We start from the raw sequence: 25,164 nt of genomic DNA, 5'->3' as shown, positions 1-25,164 counted from the left end.
TACTGGTTTAAACCCTTCTTTTTACATCAAAGAAATCAAGAATATCGCCTAATAGATTGTTTTGACCTCGAAAATATCTTTCTCTGCGTTCCTTTGCGCCTTTGCGGTTAATTTTCCACCGCGGAGACGCAAAGAGCACGGAGTTTTTTTAGAATATTTTATTTCAAGTCCTATTTTATCCAATTCCTCTTAGAAGAAATAGGCTATAAATCGGCAGATTCATTTACCAAATACTTCAAAAAAGACACGGGTTTAAATCCTTTTTTTTACATCAAAGAAATCAAGAATATCGCCTAAAAACGGCTTTCGCACCCTAAATTTATAAATATAGGGTTGGTGATTCTGCTTCTTTTCAAGAATTTCAATTTAGGTTGTAAGCCCCTATATATAGGGGTTTAGGCGGTTTGTAATGCTTCCCGAAATTCCTAAATCTCGGGAAGCTTCTCTTTTATATAGGTGTTTTGTGTTGTTCATTTGTCTCATCAAATTAACCGGACCCACTATTGGGCAAAACAATAAAACTAAAACATTATGAAAACACAAAACAAAAAAATCCGCATCGGAAAAAAAGTCTTAAAATCAATCTTGGGATTCGCAATCGGAATTGCACTGGGATTCGGATTCGTCAAACTTATCAAAACTGATAGCAAAAGGACCGCTACCATTGAAAGCACTATTCATCAAAATAACAATTTTGATATGACAGAAAAACAAGTTTTCAACCTTTCAAGTCTGAAAGAAGCCAAGAGAATTAACGATTCTTTAAAATGGACTTTTGAAAATTATGAGAAAGAGGATATCATCATAATCAAATCTGTCAGCAGGAATAACCTCACATTGTAAAATCACGGAGGGCAATATCTTATAACTTAATTAATCTAATCCCACTAAAACCTACTACTATGAAAATCACTAGAAAACAAATTATCAGCCAATCGATAGTATTTGCAATTACTGTTTACCTTTTAGCAACTTTTTACATTCATATTAAATATCATTAATAATGAAGAGTCAAACTACAAAACGAATTCTTCTGATAAAATTTGCCATTGGCATCTTAATAGGCGTAACTATTTATCTCTTAATAACACTAATCTTTTAAATCAATCAAAAATGACAACCATTATGAAATTATCAATCGCCATAACATTGTTTCTCCTTGGGGGAGCAATAAAGGCCCAAGAATTAAATGGTTCCTATAAAGGCCATCTCGATGTACAGGGAATGCAACTGGACCTCATTGTAAATATTACCCCAACAGACAATGGATTTAGTGCCACTCTCGACGTTCCTGCCCAAGGAGCGAGCGATATTCCTCTCGATTCTGTAGTTTTACAGGATAATAAAGTCACCATTACCTCAGCCAAAATGCAACTGACTTATACTGGGACAGTTTCTGGGGAAACCATTGAGGGCACCTACGAACAGATGGGACAAAAATATCCGCTGACATTGAAGAAAACCGTTAAAACCAAACCTGGAAATACTGCATTGCCATCTTCGGATGAAGAGCTTGCAAAATTGGCTGCCAAAGCCAAAGGCAAGTTTAAATTTACTGTAGAGGATTATTTCAAAACGCCTGATGTATTTTCGTTTAAACTCTCGCCTGACGGAAAATATCTGTCTTATATGAAAAGAAGGGATACTGGAGAGCGGGATGTTTATTTAAAGGAAACAGCGACCCAAAAAGAGAAATTGCTGATAAAACAAGGAGAAGATTTGATCCGAGGCTATTTCTGGGCAAACGATAACCGTATTCTCTATTTACAGGACAAAGGCGGGGACGAGAACTATCATTTGTTTGGAATTGATATAGATGGTTCAAATAAGAACGAACTGACTCCCTATGACGGAGTAAAGGTTGATGTTCTTGAAATGCTAAAGGATGATGATGACCACATTATCGTCCAAATGAACAAGGAGAATCTTCAGCAGGAAGAGCCTTATATGTTAAACATCAATGATGGTGAAGTAACTAAATTATATACTGTTGAAGCAGGAAGTCCACCAGTTGCTGGTTATTCCTTTGACCAAAAAGGAAATCTTCGAGGAATTGGCAGAATGGTTGACGGTGTAAATATCGAGATGCTCTATAAGATCGATGGGGAATTCAAACCAATGATGGTGGTCGAGTTTGGTGATTCCTTTGGTATTGATGAATTTAATCCACGCTCTGAAAACCCGGATGAGGCTTATGTAGTGTCCAATCTAGGAACTGACAAAGCCGAAATCCAACTTTACGATCTTAAAAAGAATGAAAAGATTAAAACCCTATTTAAGAGCGACAAGTTTGATGTTTCGGGACTTTCACTTTCCAGAAAACGTAACTACGAAATAGATTTCTACTATTACCAAGGTGAAAAAACCGAGGTTGTGCCGGTAAGCGATACCTACAAGAAAATCTATGCCCGACTAAAAAAGGAGTTTGGGGATCAGCAGTTCTTTACCCAGGGAAAAACGGATGATGAATCCAAGTATTTGGTAGTTCTTACCAGCGATAAAATTGTGGGCGAATATTATTTGTATGATGTTGAAAAAGATACGGTAACCTTGCTATACAAATTGCTGCCAAACCTGATGGCAGAAGATATGGCTACAATGAAGCCGATTACTTTTAAGAGTAGGGATGGATTAACCCTTCACGGTTATATCACTTTACCACAAGGTTATAAAAAAGGACAAAAACTGCCGTTAATAGTCAATCCTCACGGAGGGCCCCAGGGCGTTCGCGATGGGTGGGGCTTTAACCCAGAAGGACAGTTGTTTGCAAGCCGCGGATATGCTACGCTTCAAGTAAATTTTAGGATTTCGGGAGGCTATGGTAAGGGATTTTTAAAAGCTGGATTTGGACAAATTGGTAGAAAGGCAATGGACGATGTGGAAGATGGAATTGACTACGTAATAAAACAAGGATGGGTCGATAAAAACAAAATCGCTATTTACGGTGGAAGCCACGGTGGATATGCCGTTTTGCGCGGAATGACAAAAACCCCCGATCTATATGCCTGTGGGGTTGATTATGTGGGCGTGAGCAACCTGCACACGTTTATGGAAACCATTCCTCCATACTGGGAAAAATACAAAGCTTTGCTTTACAAAATTTGGTACAACCCAACAATTCCTGAAGAAAAAGCTATTATGGATGAAGTGTCTCCCGCCCTGCACGTTGACAAAATCAAAAAACCATTGTTCGTGGTTCAAGGCGCAAACGATCCGCGGGTGAACATTGACGAAGCTGATCAGATTGTAGAAAGCTTACGAAAACGTGGAGTTGAAGTGCCTTATATGGTGAAATACGATGAAGGCCACGGCTTTGCAAAAGAAGAAAACAGGCTGGATTTTTATAAGGCGATGATGGGCTTTCTTGCGGAGCATTTGAAATAGATGTAAGACCGCTTACTTCGACTTCGCTCAGTACAGGTCGCTTTAGGACGTAAGACTAAAAAAACCTATCAACCGTAAAGTTTGATAGGTTTTTCTTTGCGTTCACTGCGGCTCTGCGGTGCAAAACTAACCGCAAAGTCGCGAAGGACGTAGAGATTTTCGTCAATTCTCTGTGTTCTCCGTGCCTTTGTGATGAAAAGAAAACCACGGAGACACAGAGGTCACAGAGGTTTAAGTTTTCAAGATTAAAAGTCTTCGAAAAAAAATTTAAGGAAATTGCTATGGAAAAGTGATAGAAACCAAAAATATTCTACCTTGTATCTATAATTATTTCTAGACTAGCGTCTTATGAAATCATCTCTATTTTTATTATTTCTCATATTTTTTCTATCTGCGGAATCACAGATAGTGAATATCCCAGATGCAAACTTTAAAAATGCTTTGGTTAATGAGAATGTGGTGGACATTGATGGAAACGGCAGTGGAGATGCGGATGCTGATTTAAATAATGATGGAGAAATTCAAATTTCTGAGGCCTTGGCTGTGCTTAGACTAATAGTTGAAAATCGAAACATTGCTTCTTTGGTGGGAATAGAAGAATTTTTGAACCTTCAAAAATTACGATGCGAAAAAAATCAAATTCAATCTTTAGAGATAACCAACTTGACACAGCTAGAGCAATTAACTTGTGAAGACAATCAACTTTCTGCATTGGATATAACCCAAAACTCAAACCTGGCCTGGTTAAAATGCCGAACAATCAAATAACTTCAATGGACCTTTCGCAAAATCCTCAATTTTATTATATCGACTGCAGGGATAACTTGATTTCTGAGTTGGACGTTTCGGCAAATTTAATTCTAAGAACATTGAAATCTTCAAATAATCCAATTGGAACTTTGGATGTATCCCAAAATACTAGTTTGGCTTACTTAATTTGTGAAAACAATGCATTAACCTCGCTTGATGTTTCGCAAAATCTACAATTGATTGAGTTGAACTTTTCCAATAATCAAGTTTCAACCATTGATGTTTCCAATTCTCCACAACTATATGATTTAATATGTAATTCAAACCAATTGATAAGTTTGGAAATTTCGAATAACCCGGAGTTGAACACTTTAAATTGCGAATCAAACCAAATTGAAGTTTTAAACCTTACACAAAGTCCAAATTTGCAGGAAATAAATTGTAGTGAAAACGCTATTTCGGAATTAAATGTATCCAACATAATCGGTCTTGGACATCTGAATTGTAAATCAAACAATCTTTCCAATCTGGATTTATCCCAAAATATACTTCTGATTAATTTAAATGTAAGTGATAACAACTTGACTGAACTTACCCTAATCTTTCACCGCTTTTTATTTGACCTTTATTGCAGCGATAATGATATCTCAAATTTAAATATTGTAGAATCCAACGGTCTGCGAATAATAGAATGTGATTCCAATAATATCTCTCAATTGGATGTTTCCCGTTATGTGGGTTTACTAAATCTAAAAGTTGATTCAAATTTATTTACCGAATTAAATGTTGATGCCAACACCGTTTTAGTTGATCTGGATTGTAGTAATAATATTATTTCGGATTTAAATTTATCTAACAATTTTAGTCTGGAAAACGTAAATGTCTCCAATAATCAAATTGCAAGTCTCGATGCTTCGCAAAATCCCAGTTTAATAACTTTGGACTGTTCGGAAAATGTTTTGGAAAGTTTGAACATCAAAAATGGTTTCAATTTTGAAATAACTAAAATGTATGCATTTGATAATCCGAATCTTTCTTGCATTCAGGTGGATGATGAAGATTTTGCCATTACACAAGTTTGTGACATTCCTGCTAACCAAGGTTGGTGCAAAGACGAAATGGCAATTTATAATGAAGACTGCCAATTGAGTACAAGAGAATTTGCATTTTCAGACTTAGTTTTATTCCCAAATCCCGCTCGGGATATTGTAAATATTTTTTCCTATGAGAATGTTGGGAATGTGAAAATCTTTTCTGCTCAGGGAATACTGTTGAAAGAAGTGGCTACCCCCAGTTTTAGTATTTCCGACCTTAAAACCGGCCTATATTTGGCGCAAATGACAGGTAACGGGAAAACCGTAACAAAAAAGTTTATAAGGGAATAAATCTTCATGATGATCTCTATTCAGGTATTTAGTTCGGTCTTGAACCTTTTGATATAAGACTAAAACCTCTCCAGGCATGGCTTTGCTAGTTTTTTTCTTTGTGTCCTTTGTGGCTCTGTGGTAAAAAAATAACCGCGAAGGCACAGAGAGCACAGGGTTTATTTCCTTCCTTCCCATTCAGTATAAAATTGCTCGAGGAATTTTTCCATAAACCAATGCCGATCCTCTGCAATTTCTCGCCCAGTGTGGGTGTTCATGTTATCTTTTAGAAGAAGCAATTTTTCATAAAAATGATTAATAGTAGGAGCATCAGAATTTTTGTATTCTTCCGGGGTCATATTTAGATTAGGCTTAATTTCCGGATCGTACATCTTTCGGTTTTTAAATCCGCCATAATTAAATGTCCGAGCAATTCCTATGGCTCCAATGGCATCAAGCCTATCGGCATCCTGAACTACATCCAGTTCTTTGGAATGAAAACGTTGCTCCATATTTCCACCTTTAAATGAAACGTTTTCAATAATGTTTACAACGTGCTCCATTTTTTCTTCGGAAAGATTCTGTGATTGAAGAAATTTGCGTGCTTTTGAAGGTCCCACCGTTTCATCGCCATCGTGAAATTTATAATCTGCAATATCGTGAAGCAAAGCTCCTAAAGAAACTACAGTTAAATCAACATCTTCGTTTTTTGAAATAAGGAGCGCATTTTTAAAAACACGCTCAATATGAAACCAATCGTGTCCGCCTTCGGCATCTTTCAGTTCTTTTTTGACAAAGTTGATTGTGTTTTGGATTATTTCTTCTGAAGAAAATGATACCATTATTTATGAATTTTTGAAACTACAATCTCCTCAACCCTATCAATCAAAACCTCAACTTCATAATCGGCAATTTTTATTGCGGGATGGGCGATAAACTCAAAACGTACACCCAATTGTACTGGAAACATTCCCCATCGTTGAAGCTTCCAACTGTTGTTAATGCTGACCGGAATAACATATCCATCTGGCACTTTCTTGAAAAGCGTTTGTAGGCCTGTTCTTTTAAAAGGTTTCGGTACTCCGGTCTTACTCCGTGTTCCTTCGGGGAAAATAACTCCACTGCGATTGTACTTCTGAAGATATTTCGAAAACTTCACCATTTCAACAATTGCCTGTCGGGGGTTTTTTCTGTCGATTAAAATAGAGCCTCCATATTTTAGATTGTAAGAAATGGAAGGAATGCCTTTTCCCAATTCTACTTTTGAAATAAACTTGGGATGGTACCTTCTCAAATACCAACTTATGGGAGGAATATCCCACATACTTTGGTGGTTGGAAACTATAATAATAGGAACGTTATTGGGAATGTTGGTATCTACTTTTGCGTGGAATGTAGTTCCCAATAAATTCAAGCAGCGCATCAACGACCAATTGAAGTAATCCACGCTTTTCTTGTGCGCCTGATATCCAAATAGATTAAAACAAATCCACTGGATAGCATGAAACACAATGATGGTCAACCCAAAAACGAGGTAGAAAACGATTGAAAATGGGTAACTTATTAATTTTGAGAGTGCTTTCATTCGGTTTCAAAAATAAGAAAACCGCCTTTAAAAAAGACGGTTTTCCTAAGTACGTGTTTAAATTTATATTATTGAAAAACGTATTGATCCATTATTTCTGCTCTTCATCATTTCTCCGAATCTTAGGTTCCAGAGCCGAGCCGCGGGACAATTTCGATTTCAGTTTCGATTTCGATTTCGATTTGTTTTTCAGCGTATTCCTATCAATTACAATATAGTTATAGACACAAACTCCCACAACCAATAACCAAAATCCTCGATAAAGCCAATTGTTTACTTCTTTTCCCAACAAATGGGAAACATCGGGATTTTCATATAAATTGAAGATAATGGCTCCAAGGGCTAAAATCCCAATTACTATCGTTAATGGTTTGTTGAGCTGTATCACAACTTAATTGTGATTAACAATATTCGTTGTATGCGTTTTTTAGGTTTTCGGCAATCATCTGTGCTGGGCGGCCTTCAATATGATGGCGCTCTAACATATGAACCAATTCGCCATTTTTAAACAATGCCATAGATGGAGAACTTGGAGGGAACGGCACCATATGATGGCGTGCAGCATCTACAGCTTCTTTATCAACTCCTGCAAAAACTGTAACAAGATGGTCTGGTTTCTTGTTATTCTGAAGACTCATATTTGCACCAGGACGTGCATTTGCCGCGGCACAGCCACAAACTGAGTTCACTACTATAAGGGTTGTTCCTCCCTTTTTCAATGTTTCTTCAACATCATTTGCAGTATGTAGTTCGGAAAAACCTGCTCTGGTAAGGTCTTCACGCATTGGTTTTACTAATTCTGGTGGGTACATAATATTCTTATTTAAAGTGTATTAAATTTGTTCGCAAAGGTACAAAAATTGAAAATGAAATGTTTTTAAATGGGTTTCAAAAATTTGTAGGCAGAAACCGAAAATTAAGCGCGAATTAAATCAACATTTCAATGTGAATTTGAATGATGCTTTAATTTTATTTCTTAAAAGCCTTACCTTTGTCGATTCTGAATTAGAAAAATTACAAATTTATGCTTCGTTGGTTCCTGGCCGTTATTGGCTATCTTTTTTTTCGTTTTCCTGGAGCCATAGCTGGTTTTGTTCTTGGGAGTCTGCTCGACAATATGATGGGCGGAAAAACGCGGACTTTCAAAACTTCTTTTGGTCCTTCACCTACAGTATCTCCCGCCGATTTTGAGCTTCATTTATTATCACTCGCTTCTTTAGTTATTAAGGCGGATGGCAGTGTAAGCCAGTCCGAACTGGATTATGTGCGACAGTATTTTGTGCAGGCTTATGGAAAGGATCGCGCCAACGAAACATTCCGAGTTTTTAACGAGGTAATCAAAAAACGGGAAATTTCTGCGCAAAACATCTGTAATCTACTTAGGCAACGTACACGTTATGAAAGCAGACTTCAGATTCTCCACTTTTTATTCAGCATTGCCAGTGCGGATGGACGTGTTTCAGAACCTGAGGTAAATGAAATTCGCCGTATGGCGGGATATTTAGGTGTGTATTCCCAGGATTTTGAGAGCATTAAGGCGATGTTCTTTAAAAATCCAGATAGTGCATACCAAATTTTGGAAATAGATCGAAATGCCACCGATGCACAGGTTAAAGATGCCTATCGAACAATGGCGAAAAAATACCATCCCGATAAACTCCAACATCTTGACGAGGCCCACCGAAAAGGTGGGGAAGAGAAATTCAAGAAGGTGCAAGAGGCTTATGACCAGATTAAGAAGGAGCGTGGTATATAACCCCTAAAACAATCTTGGAGGTAAGGATATGAATTAAACAGATCTACAAGGAAATCATTGTTCTAATTTATCCGCAGTTTTTCTAATTCTTTGGGCAAGATCGTATAAAGCACCCTGCAATTGTTCTTTTTCTGCTTTGGTAAACCCTCCGATATTTCCATTTCCATCAGTTTCCGAAAGCTTGTTATACATCCAAGAGGCCGATTTTCCAAAATATTGTTTCGCTATTTTGGCCCAAGAGACTTCCAATAAAATATCCTCCAAAAGTTTTTTCGTTTGGGTAGGGTGTATCATTTTTTCTTTTGCAGATGTTTCCATTTCTTGTTTTTTGAAAGTATTACCAAATATTTATACAAATCGTATTTAGTCGTGCAATAACCTTTCAAAGAGTTCTCTGATCCAAAATTCCAAATCAATTGATGGATTATGTTGGGATTTTTTGAAATTTCTAATGGCTTCAATAAGCTCTTTTTCCGCTTCGGTTAATTCCACAATTTAGAATTGTTGATACTTACTAAGATACTGATGTTTTCCACAGTATACAAATATCTTTATAGATTCCTATTTAAAATTTAGGTTATGAAATAAAGATATCGATTCAAACTTTGCCAGGTAATCTTTCCTTATTCATCAGTAGTGTCTAATTCCAAAGTGCTACAACAGTGTATATCTTAGTCCGAAGAATCCACGGATACCTTGGTTGGGAGCGTAAACGTAATTTGGGTCAAACGTAAGTGCATACGGATTGTTGGGAGTAGCAACTGCATTTCCAGAATTGTCGAAAACTACTTCTTTGTCAAATGGATCATTTGCTCGCGATATAAGAAAGGGAGCACTTTTGGCCGGGGTCCAATTCAATAGGTTTTTTACACCGCCATATAGCTCGAAGTTTTTAATGCCATCATAAGTAAATTGAATATTTTGAATGCTCCACGTGGGGCTATAATCGGGTCGTGGATCCAAATCACTTAGTAGCGGAAGTCTCATAGGGCCAAAGACGTTTCCGGTGTAATCTATTGAAAGATTGTATTTGAAAATTCTATACGTCAATGCCCAAGTTCCGCTAAACTTTTCCGTTAACATTTGTTGGGTAGTTATATTATCTTCCGTAGTAGTAACATCTTGATAAGTGAATCCTAGAATTGCCTTAAACCGATTTGAAAAATGGGCATCCAGGTTAAACCCAAGTCCTTTGGAAATAGCGTGACCATTCAGATTTGAATAAATAATCTGGTTGGGATTGGTATCATAATCTGGAAGAATGGCATTTGTAAAATAAGTGTACCAAGCAGAAGCTTCAAAGTTTAGCATTGTGCCACCTTTTAGGTAAAGCTTTTTTAAATAGTTGAGGTTTGCGTTATAACTGCGCTCCGGATCCAATTCGCCTTCAATTATCACTTCGCGAGCACCTGTAAGCGCCGCGTGATCTTCCGTAAATAGATTCACCACTCGAAATCCTGTTCCCGTGTTAAGACGGATAATATCATTTGCAGATAACTTTAAACGGTATGCCAGTCTCGGTGTAAAAATGTTTCCGTGCCTTTCGTCATAATCATATCGCGCTCCAACCAGTAAAGTATTTTTTTCATTCAACTTATATTCGTCCTGAACAAATAAGGAAGGAATGAGAATTTCTTCGGGATCATTTTGATCGCCCACTGCCGTAGCCGTGGTATTATCATCATAATAATTATAGCGTCCCGCTACTCCGAAAAGCATGTCGTGTTTACCGAACTTTTTGTCCCAAGTAAACTGTCCAAAAGCAATTCGCTGCTGCGCCATATATTCTACGTCACCATAAACCGAGTTTTGGTCGTGATCGGTATAGGAAAAATTAAAGAGTACTTTTTCGCTTATGGGTAATTGATAAGTTCCCAACAATTCATAACGAGTGGTATAAATACTCTCCCCATAAACTTCGTCTCCTCCTCTATAGGAAGGATTCCAATTCATTTCTCCTCCCCATCTGTCTTCATAGAAAAAACGTCCTGCCAAAGAGGCGATGCGGTTTTCTTTCCGTTTAAAACTCCATTTATTGAACAGTGAAATACGATCTTGAAGAGTGACATCAGTAAAGTTATCCCCATTTTCATCCTTCGGATTTGAATAATTGAAATAATTAACTCCCAAAAGGGTTGAAGCCTTACCATAGTCCTTTTTTAAACCTATATCGGTATTTATTTCACCCCAAGTAGTTCCAAATACATCTACAGAAAGTCTTGGTGCGTACTCCGGCAATTTTGTAATCACATTGATGAGCCCACCAACGGCTTCACTTCCATATAAAGAAGAAGCCGGTCCTTTTACAATTTCCACTTGTTCAATAAGCGAATTGGGGATTCCAGATAAACCATATACCGTGGATAAACCACTTACAATAGGCATCCCGTCGATTAAAACCAGAGTGTAGGGACCTTCCAAACCGTTGATGTGAATATCTCCCGTGTTACAGACGTTACAGTTAAGCTGGGGCCGTACTCCATTCACATTTTGTAGCGCATCGAAAACGCTGGGAGTGGGGTTTTTCTTTAAAAAGGTAGGAGTATAGACTTCAACTGGAACGGGACTTTCAATACGCAAAACTGGTTTTAAGGTTCCACTTATAACCACTTCATTTAGATTGTTATCTTCTTTTAGAATAAAGCGCACATTCTGGGTTCCGCCGTTTAGATTTATCGTTTTTGATTCCTTTGAAAACCCTGCAAAGGACGCCGAAATCGTGTAAGTGCCATTTGGGATGTTCTCAAGGGTAAAATTTCCAAAATCATCCGTTACTGCACCCTTGCTTAATTGTGAAATATAAACATTGGCAAATGGAAGCGCCTCGCCATCACTTTCTACCTTTCCGTTAACCGTATTTTGAGCCATGGCCGAAGAAGCTATTATGAGTACTATGGATTTTATCCAAGTAAACTTATTTTTCATTGTATTCAATTTAATTTTTAGGCAAAGCTAAAAAGATGTTTTAAAATAAAAAAATATATCTTTGTATAAACTTAAAAGATCATGATGACCTTAGCGGAAGAGAATTATCTTAAAGCTATTTTCCATTTAGAATTTGAAAATGGAGGTGAAATCAGTACAAATGCAATTGCAGAAAGTATGGAGACCAAACCATCTTCAGTTACGGACATGGTTCAGAAATTGGCCGAGAAGAAGATGCTCATTTACAAACGCTATAAAGGTGTTCAGCTTACGGAAGAGGGACGAAGACTTGCTGCATATGTTATCAGAAAACATCGTTTATGGGAAGTGTTCTTGGTTGAAAAGCTAAATTTTCATTGGGATGAAGTTCACGAAATAGCCGAACAATTGGAGCATATTAAATCTGACGAACTCATTACTCGGCTTGATCAATTTTTAGGAAGTCCAGATTTTGATCCCCACGGAGATCCAATTCCCGATAAGGATGGAATTTTAAAACGAACTGAAAAAAAGTTACTCTCCGAGATTGAAAAAAACCAACAAGGAGTATGTGTGGGAGTTAAGGAATCGAGCCCCGAGTTTCTGCAATATTTAGATAAGAAGAAAATAAGTATTGGAACAAAAATAACTGTACTGGGAAAGGAATTTTTTGACGGCTCGATGGTAATTCGGGTTGGAAATGATCAGTTTTTTATTTCCCTCAAAATTGCTGAGAACTTATTTGTACAGTCTGTTTAAGGTGAATTGAACCAATTTGTTCGCGGGGCTTAAGCGTAGTTGGCAGAGACAGGAACCAGAACACAATTATAATCAAAATTGATTAGAATTTTTGCTCCCTTTAGGGTGGGGCGACAAAAATTCACTCAGTCTTTAATACCAATTCAGAGATGAAAAAAATTATATTACTTCTTATAACATTAACTGTTTTTGCCAGCTGTAAGAATTCTTCAGAGGAAAACGGAAAACTTAAGGTAGTTACTACAACCAATATTCTAGCTGATCTGGTTTCGAAAATTGGTGGGGATAAAATCTCTTTGCAATCCTTGATGGGTGCTGGAGTTGATCCGCATTTATATAAAGCGAGTGAAGGTGATGTGAGCAAATTGTATAATGCTGATATTATCTTCTGCGGCGGACTTCATTTAGAAGGGAAGCTTGTTGATATTTTTGAAAAAATGCAAGGAAAGAAAAACACGGTTTCTGTTGGTGATAGGTTGCCGCACGATAAGCTGATTTCCTCGGCAAATTTTGCATCCAATTACGATCCGCATGTGTGGTTTAACATTCAGTTTTTTAAACAGTTTGCCCAGATTGTTACCGATGAACTTTCGAAAGCGGATGAGGAAAATGCAGAGACTTATGCAGCGAACAATAAGAAATATCAAGCCAAATTGGATGACTTGGAAACTGAAATAAAATCCATTATAAATACACTTCCTAGGGAGAAACGAATTCTGGTTACTGCCCACGATGCCTTTAACTACTTCGGAAAAGCTTACGATTTTGAGGTGGTTGGTCTGCAGGGAATCTCTACTGCAACCGAAGCCGGCGTGCGCGATGTCCAGAAGCTTTCAGATTTCATCATCGATAACGATGTGAAGGCCATTTTCGTGGAAAGTTCTGTTCCACGCCGGACTATTGAGGCTCTTCAAGCGGCAGTTCTTTCAAAAAAACACAAAGTAGAGATTGGTGGTTCCCTTTATAGTGATGCCTTGGGCAATCCCGGAACAGAAGAAGGCACTTATATCGGAATGTTTAGGTATAACGTCAACACTATTGTAAACGCATTAAAATAATGGAAGAAAAGATAGCCGTAAAAGTTGATGACCTTACCGTAGCTTACAACTATAAACCAGTTTTGTGGGATATTGACCTTTCAGTTCCTGAAGGTATATTGATGGCAATTGTGGGTCCAAATGGCGCTGGGAAATCGACTTTGATAAAAACCATTTTGGGAATTATAAAACCGATCGCCGGAAGTGTAACTATTTTTGGAAAACCCTATGATAAACAACGAAAATTGGTTGCTTATGTTCCCCAAAAGGGAAGTGTGGACTGGGATTTTCCCACTACCGCTTTTGATGTGGTTTTAATGGGAACCTACGGAAGTTTGGGCTGGATAAAACGACCTGGCGCAAAAGAGAAGAAGATTGCTCTAGAATCCATGGAAAAAGTAGGAATGCTTTCCTATAGAAACAGACAGATCAGTCAGTTAAGTGGAGGCCAGCAACAGCGAGTTTTTCTAGCGCGTGCATTAGCCCAGGATGCCTCTATTTATTTTATGGATGAACCTTTTCAAGGGGTTGATGCAACTACCGAAATTGCAATTATCAATATTTTAAAAGAATTGAGAAAGGCCGGAAAAACCGTAGTGGTAGTCCATCACGATCTCCAAACCGTTCCAGAATATTTTGATTGGGTAACATTCTTAAACGTGAAAAAGATTGCTACTGGACCTGTGAAAGAAATTTTTAATGATGATAACCTGACGAAGACTTATGGGATTAATTATAAGGTGGCGGTGAATAAATGAGTTGGTAGACGGTAGTTTTTAGTTGGTAGATATTTTAGTATTAAATATGAAAGATTAGAATTCATAATAGAATTGTCGCGTCGAGCGAAGTCGAGACGTTTTTGTTTAACCTTTAGAGTGCGCTCAAGGTGACAAAAACTTGATTTTGCTCCTTAAATGAACTGTGGCTTTAATTAATAAACCAATAACCTAATTCGAATCAACAAAAAAATATGTCAATCACCGAATATTTCGAACTCCTTTGGCACGATTACACGCTGCGTACCATCACCTTAGGTACCGCGGTGCTTGGTGCTATTTGTGGCATGCTGGGTAGTTTTGCGGTATTGCGGAAAGAGAGTTTGTTGGGTGATGCTATTTCCCATGCTGCTCTTCCCGGGATTGCTTTGGCTTTTATTATTACTGGCGCTAAAGATTCGGGAACTTTGTTGTTGGGGGCATTGGTGAGCGGATTGGTGGGAACATATTGGATTCGGGGAATTACCTCAAAAACCCATTTAAAAAGTGATACTGCTTTAGGACTCATCCTTTCTACATTTTTCGGATTTGGAATGTTGCTCTTGACGTTTATTCAAAAACAACCTAACGCCAATCAGGCTGGATTGGACAAATATCTTTTTGGCCAGGCCGCAACATTGGTGGAGAGTGATGTAAGATTAATGATTATTGTAACAGCTGTTTCGCTAGTAGTATTGCTGTTATTTTGGAAGGAATTCAAACTTCTTCTTTTTGATCCGGATTATACTCAAACCATTGGTTTCAACACAAAATTTATAGATGTTCTGGTCACTTTCTTTATTGTTCTTGCTATCGTTTTAGGATTACAGACCGTTGGGGTGGTACTTATGAGTGCTATTTTATTGGCACCTGCAGCAGCAGCAAGACAATGGACAAATAGTTTGAGCACAATGGTTCTTTTGGCGGGATTGGTAGGCGCATTATCGGGAATTTTCGGAACTGCAATCAGTGCCAGTCAGGATAATCTATCAACAGGGCCGGTAATTGTTTTGGTGGCAAGTGTCTTTGTTTTGTTTTCACTTATATTTTCTCCGGGACGAGGTTTGTTGTTTCGTGAGATTCGTTTTAGAAAGAATAGAAAAGATCTTGAACTGATGAAAACGCTTCAGTTTATGTATGATATTGCAATCGATCACGAAAATATTTCCCATCCACACGCAATTCGCATTCTCAATAATTTCCAGGGATACACCAAAGAAACGCTCAAAAGGTTAGAAAATGAAGGCTGGATATCTATAGAAGGTCAAGATTGGGCAATGACCCAAGAAGGTTTTAATAAGGCGGCGGAAATGTATAATCAACAATCAATTAATGAGTAGTCCACAGATAGAAATACAGATTATAGCTGCGGTGGTTGCAATGGCCTGTGCAATTCCAGGGGTATTCCTGGTACTTCGGAAAATGGCGCTTATCAGTGATGCTATCAGTCATTCCATTCTGCCCGGTATTGTAATTGGATTTTTTATCACCCAGGATTTAAATTCGCCTTTACTAATTCTTTTTGCAGCTTTAGTGGGGGTTTTGACGGTTGTATTGGTTGAATACATCCAAAAAACCGGAATGGTAAAGGAGGACACTGCAATTGGTTTGGTTTTCCCTGCTCTTTTTAGTATTGGGGTAATAATGATTTCAAAGAATGCCGGCGATGTTCATTTGGATGTGGATGCGGTTCTTCTGGGCGAGCTCGCCTTTGCACCTTTTGATAGATTGATGGTTGATGGTGCGGATTGGGGCCCGAAATCTCTTTGGATAATGGGAAGTATTTTGATAGTAATCGTAAGCTTACTACTGCTTTTCTTTAAGGAATTAAAAGTAAGCACTTTCGACGCCGGACTTTCCTCAGCAATGGGAATATCACCAATAATAATTCATTATGGATTGATGTCCATGTCTTCAATTACAGTGGTGGGAGCATTTGATGCCGTCGGAGCAATTCTAGTGGTTGCCCTTATGATTGCACCAGCTGCTACAGCCTATCTGCTTACGGAAGACCTAAAAAAAATGATTGGATTATCACTGTTTTTCGGAGTTGTTGCCGCAATTTCCGGATATTGGTTTGCCAATTGGTTGGACGCTTCCATATCTGGATCGATAGCGACAACCTTGGGAATTATTTTTCTATTGGTATATCTGTTCGCCCCGAAGAAAGGACTTATTTCCGTACTATATAGACATAAACAACAGCGGCTAGAAGTCTCTCTTATCACTTTTCTTTTACATCTAAATCGACACGACGAGAAACGAGAGCGACATATCAATCATTTACAAGAACATATAGATTGGCAAGAAGTGCAGGCTAAGAAAGTATTGGATCTGGCATTAAAAAATAATCTGATCATAGTAAATAATGATATCGTTTCCCTCACAAAAAAGGGATTGGCCTTTACTGAAAAGTCCTTAGAGTATATCATTGAAAACAAACACGAAAAGATTGATTCGATGAAAGAGGATTTTTTCCTTTTCAGAGGATGAAAATTGGACGTATAACTTTTAGACGTAAGACAGAATGGTTTATAAGTTTAAATGTTTATGAGTTTAGGAGCCTGCCGCGGATGAAGGTTTTAATAAGAATTGATTTTAATGTCAATTCCTAAAATCCTCAACTCATCGACTCAACAATCGAAATAAATACGGTCATAGAAAACAGATCATAAAAACAATGCAGACACATAACCACTGTCATAAATCAACTCTTCCTTTTTTAGGTTTAAAACTACCTGAACCCAATTGCTGTATAATCTAAAGAGATAAAAAATGAAAAGAGAGGGCCATAAATCCTTGGAGAATGTTCACGGAACGATAGACACATCGGGAAAGAAATCTCCTTGGAAAAGGCTGCTCGCTTTTCTAGGTCCCGCTTATTTAGTGAGTGTGGGCTATATGGATCCGGGAAACTGGGCCACTGATATTGCAGGTGGTAGTCAGTTTGGGTACGCTCTTTTATGGGTCTTGCTGATGAGCAATATTATGGCTTTGCTCCTTCAAAGTCTTTGTACTCGTCTGGGAGTGGTACGCGGTCTGGATCTGGCACAAGCCTCACGTCAATCTTATCCACGTTTTGTAAATTTCATCTTATATGTTTTAGCCGAAATAGCCATCGCCGCTACTGATTTGGCTGAGGTTATCGGTATGGCAATCGGTCTAAATCTTCTTTTTGGACTACCCATGATTTGGGGCGTTTCCATAACTGTTTTGGATAGTTTCCTTTTGCTATTTCTAATAAACAAGGGAATGCGAAAAATGGAAGCTTTTATAATTGGCCTTATTGCCATTATAGGAGGTTCTTTTCTGATTGAAATGTTCTTTGCAAAACCGGATATGAGCGAACTGATAACCGGTTTTATTCCCACTCTTCCTAATGATACTGCGCTATATATCGCAATCGGAATTATTGGAGCCACGGTAATGCCACATAATCTTTATCTCCACTCTTCCCTAGTGCAGACCCGAAAAATAGACAGTACCAAAAAAGGAATAAAGCGTGCCCTAAAGCTTAATTTTATCGATTCGGCAATTGCGCTCAATCTGGCTTTTTTCGTCAATGCCGCGATTCTCATTTTGGCAGCTTCGGTCTTTTTTAAAAATGAATTGTACGGTGTAGCCGAAATCCAAGATGCATACGCACTTTTGGAACCCTTACTCGGTTCTAATTTGGCACCTATCTTCTTTGCTGTTGCTCTGATTGCTGCCGGACAAAGTTCTACATTAACAGGAACCTTGGCTGGACAAATTGTGATGGAAGGATATTTAAACCTGCGAATCCAGCCGTGGGTAAGGCGATTGTTAACTCGATTGGTGGCGATAATTCCCGCATTATTTACGATTATTTATTTTGGGGAAGGAGCTACTGGAAGGTTGTTGGTGCTCAGTCAAGTGGTTTTGAGTTTACAATTGGGATTCGCCATTATTCCGTTGATTCACTTTGTAAGTGACAAAAAATTGATGAAGGGTTTTCATATTAAACTTCCTATGAAAATTGCCTCTTGGATCATTACCCTAATAATCGTTGCGCTAAATGGAAAGTTGGTTTATGAAGAAGTCAAAAATTGTATTATAGATTCCGATGACCCTATTTATATATGGGTATTTGTAATTCCAATAGTAATTGGAAGCGCAATTTTGCTTTTTTATATCACCATTCGACCTTTGATTATGAAACGGATGGCAGAGAGAAAAATACCTTTACCACATATTTCCCAATCCCAAATCGGAGAAATTTCCACGCCAAAACCATATAAATATGTTGCCATAGCGGTGGATTTTTCAACGGCGGACCAAAAGAGTATTTCCTCAGCACTTCAATTAGGGGGAAAAGATGCTATTTATAAATTGATTCACGTGGTGGAAACTCCAGGCGCGTTGTTGTACGGAAGTAATATTGATGATCACGAAACTATCAATGACGAAGAATTTTTAAATTCTTATAAACTAGAGCTTGAGGAACAAGGTTATTCCATTGAAGTTGAACTTGGATTTGGTTCTCCCAAAAAAGTAATTCCGAAAATAGTAAATGATGGGGATTTTGATTTGCTGGTGCTAGGAAGTCACGGACATAAAATGTTTAAAGACCTGATGTTCGGTACGACTGTTGACAGTGTAAGGCACAAGGTAAAGATTCCTGTTTTTATTGTTTAGACAGTTTTCCAGAAACCTAACAGGTTTTTTAAACCTGTTAGGTTTAATTTTTGATGTATCTTTAAAATTATAAATCAGATCAAATGAAATACGTCATAGTTTCTATGGTAATATTGTTTTCAAGTTTCGCTTTCGGACAGAATAATGAAGATGGTGTAAAACCTCCGGTGATTGCCGTAAAAGTTCCGTTAGATAAATCGGTAGAAATTAAAGGCATATCCATAAAATTTGTCGAAGTGGTAGAAGATTCGCGTTGTCCAAAGGGAGTAAACTGTATTTGGGCAGGACGGGCAATTGTAAAGGTTGAAGTTACCGCAAATGGTAAAACTGAAGAAAAAAACCTAATATTCGGAGAAATACGACCGGGAGAGAATAAAAACTCCAATCTATTTAGCTCTAGTGATTTTGCAATAAACGGCCTTGGATTAAATCCCTATCCTAGTGTTGAAAATTCGGGAGAAGACACAGATTATGTCCTTTTAGTCTGCGAAGAAAAGAATAAATTAGACTAGTGAAAGCTGCAGCTGCCACAATCGGAATGATCTCCTTTTTTACCGCCCGGTTTCCGAACTTCATAAATAGGATTCCAAACAAACTTTTTCAGCAAATAGCCAATTGCGAGAGAAAATGTTATTATAACTAATATTGTTTGCATACTACAAAGATAATTAAATGCGGGGAGAACCCAAACTTGGGTTAAACCTAGAGGTCTCTAATATTATTTTGACCAATCAATTCTACTTCAAAAATTGATACGCCGCCAATGATAGAACATAAGCAATCGCAGTCATTACCACCAATTGCCACATCGGCCATTTCCAGGTATTGGTTTCTCTTTTAACGATGGCTAGGGTACTCATACACTGCATAGCGAAGGCGTAAAAAAGTAATAAAGAAATTCCGCTGGCAAAATTGAACAATGGACCTCCTAAAATAGGATTGACCTCTGCAGCCATTCTGCTTTTTATAGTTTGTTCGTCATCACTTCCCACACTGTAAATAGTTGCAAGAGTTCCCACAAATACTTCCCGTGCGGCAAAGGATGTCACTAGGGCAATACCAATTTTCCAATCATATCCTAAAGGTCGAACGGCCGGTTCAATGGCATGACCGATTTTCCCAATATAAGAATGCTCCAGTTTAAAGGAATCCACGTGATGGTCCAGTTCTTCGGGAGTTAGGTTTTGAGAGGCATATTCTTCGGCGACTATAGATTCCGCCTTATTAAAATCTCCCGGCCCGTAAGATGCCAATACCCACAAAATAATTGAGATAGCTAGAATTATCTTTCCCGCCCCAATTACAAAAGCCTTGGTTTTTTCGACCATTGTAATTAAAACATTTTTTGGTAGCGGAAGTTTATAATTTGGCATCTCTACCATAAAGAAACTCTTAGTTTTTATTCTTAGGATTTTATCTAATACCCAAGCTGAAAAGATAGCAGCACCAAACCCCAAAATGTACATAAACATCAAGGTTAGCGCTTGCAGGCTGAAAATTCCCAAAATTCGAATATCAGGAATAACGAGGGCAATAATTATAAGATAAACCGGCAATCTAGCCGAACAGGTGGTGAAGGGAGTAACTAAAATAGTAATGAGGCGTTCTTTCCAATTCTCAATATTCCGCGTAGCCATTATTGCAGGAATAGCACAGGCAGTTCCAGCCACTAGGGGAACGACACTTTTTCCGCTTAAGCCAAATTTTCGCATCAGTTTATCCATCAAGAAAACCACTCGGCTCATATATCCGGATTCTTCCAGGATGGAAATAAACAGAAAGAGAAAAGCTATCTGTGGAATGAAAATCACGATACCCCCTATTCCGGGAATAATTCCCTCAGAAATCAAATTTGTAAACTGTCCCGGTGGAAGATTTGTTTTTGTCCATTCTCCCAATGCCGCAAAGGAGCGATCGATAAAATCCATTGGATATTCGCTCCAATCGAATATCGCTTGAAAGATTAACAAAAGGATACTGAAGAAAATAACATAACCCCAAACTTTGTGAGTAAGAACTCGATCCAATCGACTTCGCAAATCTTTCGCGTTGGCGGTGTCGATCGTCAGTGTCTCTTTCAGGATTTCATTAATATACTGATAGCGTACAATGGTTTCCCGTTGTTGCATCCGTTTTAAATTGGATGCCGATTCGGTCTGAAAGGTAGCGATACCCTGTAATTCGTTTCGATCCAGTTTTCCAAAGTTTACATCTTGGGTAATGACCAACCATAATTTATAAAGATCTTGGTTGGGAAAGGCTTTTCTTAAACGATCAAAATATTCTGGAGCGATATTGGAGGCGTTCAGACAGGGTTTTGTAGGAAGCTGGTTGTAATTTTCAATCAATTTCTTTAAGTAATCAAAACCGAGATTTTTTCGGGAACTTATTAGCGCAATTTTCGTATTGAGCCTTTTCTCCATTTGCTCAACATCCAAGGAAATTGCTTTTGATTTCATCCGGTCAGCCATATTTATGGAAAGAATCGTAGGAATCCCCAAATCCTTTATTTGAGTAAAAAGCAAAAGATTTCGCTTCAAGTTTTCAACATCTGCAACAACAACGGCAACATCTGGAAAGTCTTTGTCTTTTTTGTTGAGAAGTAATTCGATAACCACATTTTCATCGAGCGAAGAGGCATTTAAGCTATAAGTTCCGGGTAAATCCAAAATATGGACTGTACTCGCTCTGCCAAACTTTGCTGTTCCCTGCTTTTTTTCCACAGTAATGCCCGGATAGTTTCCTACTTTTTGGTTTAATCCTGTTAACCGATTGAAAACAGAAGTTTTTCCGGTATTGGGATTTCCTAAAAGTGCAACGTTAATGTGTTTGGCCATACTTCGGCTCCGCTCAGTAGCCAGCGGATTATTTTAAAAATTATATTAGGTCAATTTCAATCTGTCGGGCAGTTTCCAAACGGATGGCGAGATGACTGCCATTTATATCCAGATATAAAGGATCTCGAAATGGAGCAATTTGAACCAATTTTACTTCGTTTCCAGGTAAACAGCCCATTTCCAATAACTTTAATGGCACATGTTCCAAAGAAAATTCCTTGATAATCCCCCGTTGACCTTTTTTAAGTGAAGCAATAGTAGCCACTGATTTTTATTTAGATTGAATTTAAACAAGGCAAAAGTAAGTGAATTTATTTAGAATGGGGAAGAGAGAAAGTAGAATTGTTTGGTAGAACCAGAAACGGCTTGTTCGCCGGAGCCTCAGCGTACTTATACGCTGAATCCTGAGCGTAGGTGGCAGACGCAAGACCGAGAAAAACTATAATCTATAAACCACAAATTTGAACTATTATCCAGAAACCAGAGATCAAAAAAATCAGAAACCGGAAACTTGATCTGTAACCTGTGACTTGAAAAAATCCTTCCAATCTATTGCTCCTTTTCAAGGATCTTGATGTCCTCCAGCAAGTCTTCAATTGCCCGAGGATCGGTGCCATCATAAAAACCGCGGATCCGTTTTCTTTTGTCTACCAGCACAAAATTCTCGGTATGGATAAGGTCGAATTCTTCGTAAGGGTTGTCCTTTGCAACCAAATATGATTTTCTGGCGAGATCGTAAATTTCTTTTCTATCGCCAGTAACCAAATTCCATTTTGCATCATTTACACCCTTTTCAATAGAATATTTTTTAAGCTGCGGAACGCTATCAATTTCGGGAGTTACGGTGTGTGAAAGTAATAGAACATTGGCGTCATTAGCCAGGGCCTCTTGAATTTGGATCATATGGTCAGTCATAATTGGACAGATAGTCTGACAAGTAGTAAAGAAAAAATCGGCTACATAAATTTTTCCATCGTAATCTTCTTGGGTTACAGTTTCCCCATTTTGGTTTGTCAGAGAAAAATCGTCAATAATGTGGTATTTCTTTACGTATTGCAGGGTGGTATCAACCAAATCGGCTGAAACTTCGGCAGGCTGAAATACTTTCAAGCTGCGTTTGGGCTCCATTACTTGATAAATCACCGTGATGATAATTGCGGATAAAACAAACATCACAATGGCGAAGAACTTATATTTTTTAAAGAACGAAAGCATGCTGTTAAAATTTAAATCAGATCGACATATTCGCCGGCAAAAGTAGTCCCTAATATTTTCAAAATCGATACTTTTAACAACAAAACCCACAAGATGAAGCTTTTTTTACTCCTTTTCATTTTACAATTTCCTCTATTAATTTTTTCTCAAAATAATTCTACAAAAGAAATTAGCGAAGCCGAAGCAAAAGCGGCTATGGGCTATTTTAGAGGAGTTCAAAACATGAACACCAACAATTACGATCTTAAATACCATCGACTTGAATTAAATGTAGATCCTACACAAGCTTTCATTTCGGGAAAAGTCACATCGCACTTTGAAGCCAAGGAAGATATGAATACCATGGTTTTTGAATTGGTTGACAATATGACCGTTTCCGAAGTTAAACAACGAGGGATGTCACTTCCTTTTACCCAAAACAGCAATTATGAAGTGGTTATAACATTGCCGCAAATGCAGCAGCAGGGAGTTTTGGATTCTCTTAGCATTAGTTATTCAGGAAATCCTATTAGTTCGGGTTTTGGTTCTTACGAGGTAAGTACACACAACGGCGATCCTATTTTATGGACACTTTCGGAACCCTTTGGCGCGAAGGCTTGGTGGCCCTGCAAACAGGATTTAATTGACAAGATTGATTCGGTAGATTTTTATATCACCACGCCACGGTTTAATCCTTCAAATGAGGAATATGTTGCCGTTGCCAATGGAGTAGAAATGGGCCAAACCATTCAGGGAAATACAAAAACTACCCATTACCACCACGGTTATCCCATTCCCGCTTATCTTATGGCAATTGCCGTTACCAATTACACTGTTTACTCCCATACTGTGGACAATAATGGAAGTCCTTTTGAGATTATAAACTATATATATCCTGAAGATTTAGCCTACGCTCAGCAACGGACTCCTGTTACGGTAGATATTATGAATATTTTTGCCGATCTTTTTGAACCCTATCCGTATGCTAATGAAAAATATGGTCATGCCCAAATGGGATGGGGCGGCGGAATGGAGCATACCACAGTTTCCTTTATGGGAAGTCTAGGTAGGGGATTGATTGCTCATGAACTAGGTCACCAATGGTTCGGTGACAAAGTTACGTGCGGAAGTTGGCAGGATGTATGGCTTAACGAAGGTTTTGCCACTTATATGGAAGGGTTGGTCGTGGAAAATCTGGATGGCAATGCCAGCTTTAAGTCCTGGAGGCAGGAAAAAATATATAGCACCACATACTTTCCTGGCGGCTCTGTATATATTCCGGCCGCAGATACGATTTCCGTGGATCGTATTTTTCATAGTAGGCTTTCCTACAACAAACCTTCTATGGTACTTCATATGCTTCGGAAAAAGATGGGAGATGCCGATTTCTTTCAGGGAGCGACTAATTATTTAAACGATCCTTCTCTTGCTTTTGGATATGCCAAAACCGAAGATCTTAAAAGGAATATGGAAGAAATAAGTGGCATGAATTTGACCGAATTTTTCAACGACTGGATATTTGGACAGGGCTATCCCAGTTATACCATCAGATGGAACCAACAAAGTGCAGGTAGCATAAATATTAAGGTTTCACAAACCCAAAGTCATCCCTCGGTTTCCTTCTTTGAAGCACCTGTTCCAATAAGATTGAAAGGTACCCAAGGCGAAACGCTCGATTTGGTTCTGAACAATACCAACAACAATCAATATTTTGATCGGGCCGTCGATTTTACTGTACAATCTATTCAATTTGATCCCGAATACGATCTTATCTCAAATTATAATACGGTGGTATTGGGTACTCCCAATTATGATTACAGCAATCAAGTGGTTTTATATCCCAATCCAGCTTCAGACATTGTTGCTATTCAAAAACCAAAGACTTTGGAGATAGAGAACGTTCGTATCTATAATGCTCTTGGACAATTAATAGATTCCCAGATCTTTTCAGAGACCTTGGATCTTTCCAAATTCCCAACGGGTACTCTCTTTATACAATTGAAATCCTCAGAAGGGATAATCAATAAAACGATTGTAAAGGAATAACTGTTGATTATAAAATTTGATATGGTGGGTTTTACCACGAACCTGCCTGCTGGACGGACAGGTTCACGAATATATTGTAGGTGGTCCGTGAATCTCTTTATGGGAAACAATAGTGTCCTAAATAAGATGGTATATAT

The 25,164-nt window shown here is 38.2% G+C and carries 22 protein-coding genes; 13 read left to right on the top strand and 9 right to left on the bottom strand.

Going from position 1 to position 25,164, the window contains the following annotated elements; genetic code table 11:
* Window positions 1–531 precede the first annotated feature (531 nt).
* The 4 genes from EI546_RS10260 (at window position 532) to EI546_RS10245 (ending at window position 5,519) form a co-directional block, all read left to right on the top strand.
* Window positions 532–843, top strand: a complete 312-nt coding sequence (locus tag EI546_RS10260; protein ID WP_128250453.1) for a hypothetical protein — start codon at window positions 532–534, stop codon at window positions 841–843.
* A 282-nt stretch (window positions 844–1,125) separates the two neighbouring features.
* Window positions 1,126–3,384 (top strand): S9 family peptidase, encoded by a 2,259-nt coding sequence (locus tag EI546_RS10255; RefSeq protein ID WP_164905219.1) that lies wholly within the window; start codon window positions 1,126–1,128, stop codon window positions 3,382–3,384.
* Between the two features lie 348 nt (window positions 3,385–3,732).
* Window positions 3,733–4,152: a hypothetical protein gene (locus EI546_RS10250; protein WP_128250451.1), complete on the top strand. Its 420-nt coding sequence runs from the start codon at window positions 3,733–3,735 to the stop codon at window positions 4,150–4,152.
* Entirely contained in the window at window positions 4,134–5,519 is a 1,386-nt protein-coding gene (locus tag EI546_RS10245; RefSeq protein ID WP_128250450.1) for a T9SS type A sorting domain-containing protein, read from the top strand. The genes EI546_RS10250 and EI546_RS10245 overlap by 19 nt, the downstream gene beginning before the upstream one ends.
* 158 nt (window positions 5,520–5,677) lie before the next feature.
* On the opposite strand, the gene EI546_RS10240 is transcribed toward EI546_RS10245, so the two are convergent.
* From EI546_RS10240 to EI546_RS10225, 4 genes are all read right to left on the bottom strand, one after another.
* Window positions 5,678–6,340: an HD domain-containing protein gene (locus tag EI546_RS10240; protein WP_128250449.1), complete on the bottom strand. Its 663-nt coding sequence runs from the start codon at window positions 6,338–6,340 to the stop codon at window positions 5,678–5,680.
* Window positions 6,340–7,083 carry a lysophospholipid acyltransferase family protein gene (locus EI546_RS10235; protein WP_128250448.1) on the bottom strand — a complete coding sequence of 248 codons (744 nt, stop codon included), beginning with the start codon at window positions 7,081–7,083 and terminating at the stop codon, window positions 6,340–6,342. The genes EI546_RS10240 and EI546_RS10235 overlap by 1 nt, the downstream gene beginning before the upstream one ends.
* 91 nt (window positions 7,084–7,174) lie before the next feature.
* Complete coding sequence (locus EI546_RS10230; RefSeq protein WP_128250447.1) at window positions 7,175–7,471, bottom strand: hypothetical protein; 297 nt, start codon at window positions 7,469–7,471, stop codon at window positions 7,175–7,177.
* 13 nt (window positions 7,472–7,484) lie between these two features.
* Window positions 7,485–7,895, bottom strand: a complete 411-nt coding sequence (locus EI546_RS10225; protein ID WP_128250446.1) for a BrxA/BrxB family bacilliredoxin — start codon at window positions 7,893–7,895, stop codon at window positions 7,485–7,487.
* Between the two features lie 212 nt (window positions 7,896–8,107).
* On the opposite strand from EI546_RS10225, the gene EI546_RS10220 reads away from it, so the two are divergent.
* Entirely contained in the window at window positions 8,108–8,839 is a 732-nt protein-coding gene (locus EI546_RS10220; protein WP_128250445.1) for a TerB family tellurite resistance protein, read from the top strand.
* Window positions 8,840–8,893: 54 nt separating this feature from the next.
* Here the strand turns inward: EI546_RS10220 and EI546_RS10215 are convergent, their stop codons facing one another.
* Both EI546_RS10215 and EI546_RS10205 read right to left on the bottom strand, forming a co-directional pair.
* The gene (locus EI546_RS10215; protein WP_240673096.1) at window positions 8,894–9,157 is read right to left on the bottom strand and encodes a DUF5053 domain-containing protein; all 264 of its coding nucleotides are present in this window, start codon (window positions 9,155–9,157) and stop codon (window positions 8,894–8,896) included.
* A gap of 336 nt (window positions 9,158–9,493) precedes the next feature.
* Complete coding sequence (locus tag EI546_RS10205) at window positions 9,494–11,764, bottom strand: TonB-dependent receptor (RefSeq protein ID WP_128250444.1); 2,271 nt, start codon at window positions 11,762–11,764, stop codon at window positions 9,494–9,496.
* An 84-nt stretch (window positions 11,765–11,848) separates the two neighbouring features.
* Here EI546_RS10205 and EI546_RS10200 point away from each other — a divergent pair, with 84 nt between their 5' ends.
* From EI546_RS10200 to EI546_RS10170, 7 genes are all read left to right on the top strand, one after another.
* The gene (locus EI546_RS10200) at window positions 11,849–12,502 is read left to right on the top strand and encodes a metal-dependent transcriptional regulator (protein ID WP_205649778.1); all 654 of its coding nucleotides are present in this window, start codon (window positions 11,849–11,851) and stop codon (window positions 12,500–12,502) included.
* Window positions 12,503–12,651: 149 nt separating this feature from the next.
* Window positions 12,652–13,560, top strand: a complete 909-nt coding sequence (locus EI546_RS10195) for a metal ABC transporter solute-binding protein, Zn/Mn family (protein WP_128250442.1) — start codon at window positions 12,652–12,654, stop codon at window positions 13,558–13,560.
* Window positions 13,560–14,297 (top strand): metal ABC transporter ATP-binding protein, encoded by a 738-nt coding sequence (locus tag EI546_RS10190; RefSeq protein WP_205649732.1) that lies wholly within the window; start codon window positions 13,560–13,562, stop codon window positions 14,295–14,297. Before EI546_RS10195 ends, EI546_RS10190 begins: the two co-directional genes overlap by 1 nt.
* A gap of 212 nt (window positions 14,298–14,509) precedes the next feature.
* Window positions 14,510–15,634 carry a metal ABC transporter permease gene (locus EI546_RS10185; protein WP_128250440.1) on the top strand — a complete coding sequence of 375 codons (1,125 nt, stop codon included), beginning with the start codon at window positions 14,510–14,512 and terminating at the stop codon, window positions 15,632–15,634.
* Entirely contained in the window at window positions 15,627–16,787 is a 1,161-nt protein-coding gene (locus EI546_RS10180; protein ID WP_128250439.1) for a metal ABC transporter permease, read from the top strand. The genes EI546_RS10185 and EI546_RS10180 overlap by 8 nt, the downstream gene beginning before the upstream one ends.
* Before the next feature lie 282 nt (window positions 16,788–17,069).
* Window positions 17,070–18,950, top strand: coding sequence for an Nramp family divalent metal transporter (locus EI546_RS10175; protein WP_128250438.1), 1,881 nt, complete (start codon window positions 17,070–17,072; stop codon window positions 18,948–18,950).
* 83 nt (window positions 18,951–19,033) lie between these two features.
* Window positions 19,034–19,462 carry a hypothetical protein gene (locus EI546_RS10170; RefSeq protein ID WP_128250437.1) on the top strand — a complete coding sequence of 143 codons (429 nt, stop codon included), beginning with the start codon at window positions 19,034–19,036 and terminating at the stop codon, window positions 19,460–19,462.
* A 225-nt stretch (window positions 19,463–19,687) separates the two neighbouring features.
* Here EI546_RS10170 and feoB read toward each other — a convergent pair whose 3' ends face one another.
* The 3 genes from feoB to EI546_RS10155 form a co-directional block, all read right to left on the bottom strand.
* Window positions 19,688–21,787, bottom strand: coding sequence for a ferrous iron transport protein B (feoB, locus tag EI546_RS10165; protein WP_128250436.1), 2,100 nt, complete (start codon window positions 21,785–21,787; stop codon window positions 19,688–19,690).
* 40 nt (window positions 21,788–21,827) lie between these two features.
* Window positions 21,828–22,052 (bottom strand): FeoA family protein, encoded by a 225-nt coding sequence (locus tag EI546_RS10160; RefSeq protein ID WP_128250435.1) that lies wholly within the window; start codon window positions 22,050–22,052, stop codon window positions 21,828–21,830.
* A 284-nt stretch (window positions 22,053–22,336) separates the two neighbouring features.
* A complete protein-coding gene (locus EI546_RS10155; RefSeq protein ID WP_128250434.1) occupies window positions 22,337–23,002 on the bottom strand; it encodes an SCO family protein in 666 nt (221 codons plus the stop codon).
* A gap of 93 nt (window positions 23,003–23,095) precedes the next feature.
* Between EI546_RS10155 and EI546_RS10150 the strand changes: the two genes are divergently transcribed.
* Window positions 23,096–25,027 (top strand): M1 family aminopeptidase, encoded by a 1,932-nt coding sequence (locus EI546_RS10150; RefSeq protein WP_128250433.1) that lies wholly within the window; start codon window positions 23,096–23,098, stop codon window positions 25,025–25,027.
* Window positions 25,028–25,164: the final 137 nt, after the last annotated feature.

Origin of the sequence: Aequorivita sp. H23M31 (assembly GCF_004022485.1) — a bacterium.
GTDB lineage: Bacteria > Bacteroidota > Bacteroidia > Flavobacteriales > Flavobacteriaceae > Aequorivita > Aequorivita ciconiae.
The sequence above is the reverse complement of the archived record's forward strand: the minus strand, read 5'-3'. Positions and strand labels throughout refer to the sequence as shown.

Excerpts from the sequence above, each read along its gene's own strand:
- EI546_RS10260 (WP_128250453.1), top strand. The coding sequence starts at position 532 with ATGAAAACACAAAACAAAAAAATCCGCATCGGAAAAAAAGTCTTAAAA.
- EI546_RS10255 (WP_164905219.1), top strand. The coding sequence starts at position 1,126 with ATGAAATTATCAATCGCCATAACATTGTTTCTCCTTGGGGGAGCAATA.
- EI546_RS10250 (WP_128250451.1), top strand. The coding sequence starts at position 3,733 with ATGAAATCATCTCTATTTTTATTATTTCTCATATTTTTTCTATCTGCG.
- EI546_RS10245 (WP_128250450.1), top strand. The coding sequence starts at position 4,134 with ATGCCGAACAATCAAATAACTTCAATGGACCTTTCGCAAAATCCTCAA.
- EI546_RS10240 (WP_128250449.1), bottom strand. The coding sequence starts at position 6,340 with ATGGTATCATTTTCTTCAGAAGAAATAATCCAAAACACAATCAACTTT.
- EI546_RS10235 (WP_128250448.1), bottom strand. The coding sequence starts at position 7,083 with ATGAAAGCACTCTCAAAATTAATAAGTTACCCATTTTCAATCGTTTTC.
- EI546_RS10225 (WP_128250446.1), bottom strand. The coding sequence starts at position 7,895 with ATGTACCCACCAGAATTAGTAAAACCAATGCGTGAAGACCTTACCAGA.
- EI546_RS10220 (WP_128250445.1), top strand. The coding sequence starts at position 8,108 with ATGCTTCGTTGGTTCCTGGCCGTTATTGGCTATCTTTTTTTTCGTTTT.
- EI546_RS10215 (WP_240673096.1), bottom strand. The coding sequence starts at position 9,157 with ATGGAAACATCTGCAAAAGAAAAAATGATACACCCTACCCAAACGAAA.
- EI546_RS10205 (WP_128250444.1), bottom strand. The coding sequence starts at position 11,764 with ATGAAAAATAAGTTTACTTGGATAAAATCCATAGTACTCATAATAGCT.
- EI546_RS10200 (WP_205649778.1), top strand. The coding sequence starts at position 11,849 with ATGACCTTAGCGGAAGAGAATTATCTTAAAGCTATTTTCCATTTAGAA.
- EI546_RS10195 (WP_128250442.1), top strand. The coding sequence starts at position 12,652 with ATGAAAAAAATTATATTACTTCTTATAACATTAACTGTTTTTGCCAGC.
- EI546_RS10190 (WP_205649732.1), top strand. The coding sequence starts at position 13,560 with ATGGAAGAAAAGATAGCCGTAAAAGTTGATGACCTTACCGTAGCTTAC.
- EI546_RS10185 (WP_128250440.1), top strand. The coding sequence starts at position 14,510 with ATGTCAATCACCGAATATTTCGAACTCCTTTGGCACGATTACACGCTG.
- EI546_RS10180 (WP_128250439.1), top strand. The coding sequence starts at position 15,627 with ATGAGTAGTCCACAGATAGAAATACAGATTATAGCTGCGGTGGTTGCA.
- EI546_RS10175 (WP_128250438.1), top strand. The coding sequence starts at position 17,070 with ATGAAAAGAGAGGGCCATAAATCCTTGGAGAATGTTCACGGAACGATA.
- EI546_RS10170 (WP_128250437.1), top strand. The coding sequence starts at position 19,034 with ATGAAATACGTCATAGTTTCTATGGTAATATTGTTTTCAAGTTTCGCT.
- feoB (WP_128250436.1), bottom strand. The coding sequence starts at position 21,787 with ATGGCCAAACACATTAACGTTGCACTTTTAGGAAATCCCAATACCGGA.
- EI546_RS10155 (WP_128250434.1), bottom strand. The coding sequence starts at position 23,002 with ATGCTTTCGTTCTTTAAAAAATATAAGTTCTTCGCCATTGTGATGTTT.
- EI546_RS10150 (WP_128250433.1), top strand. The coding sequence starts at position 23,096 with ATGAAGCTTTTTTTACTCCTTTTCATTTTACAATTTCCTCTATTAATT.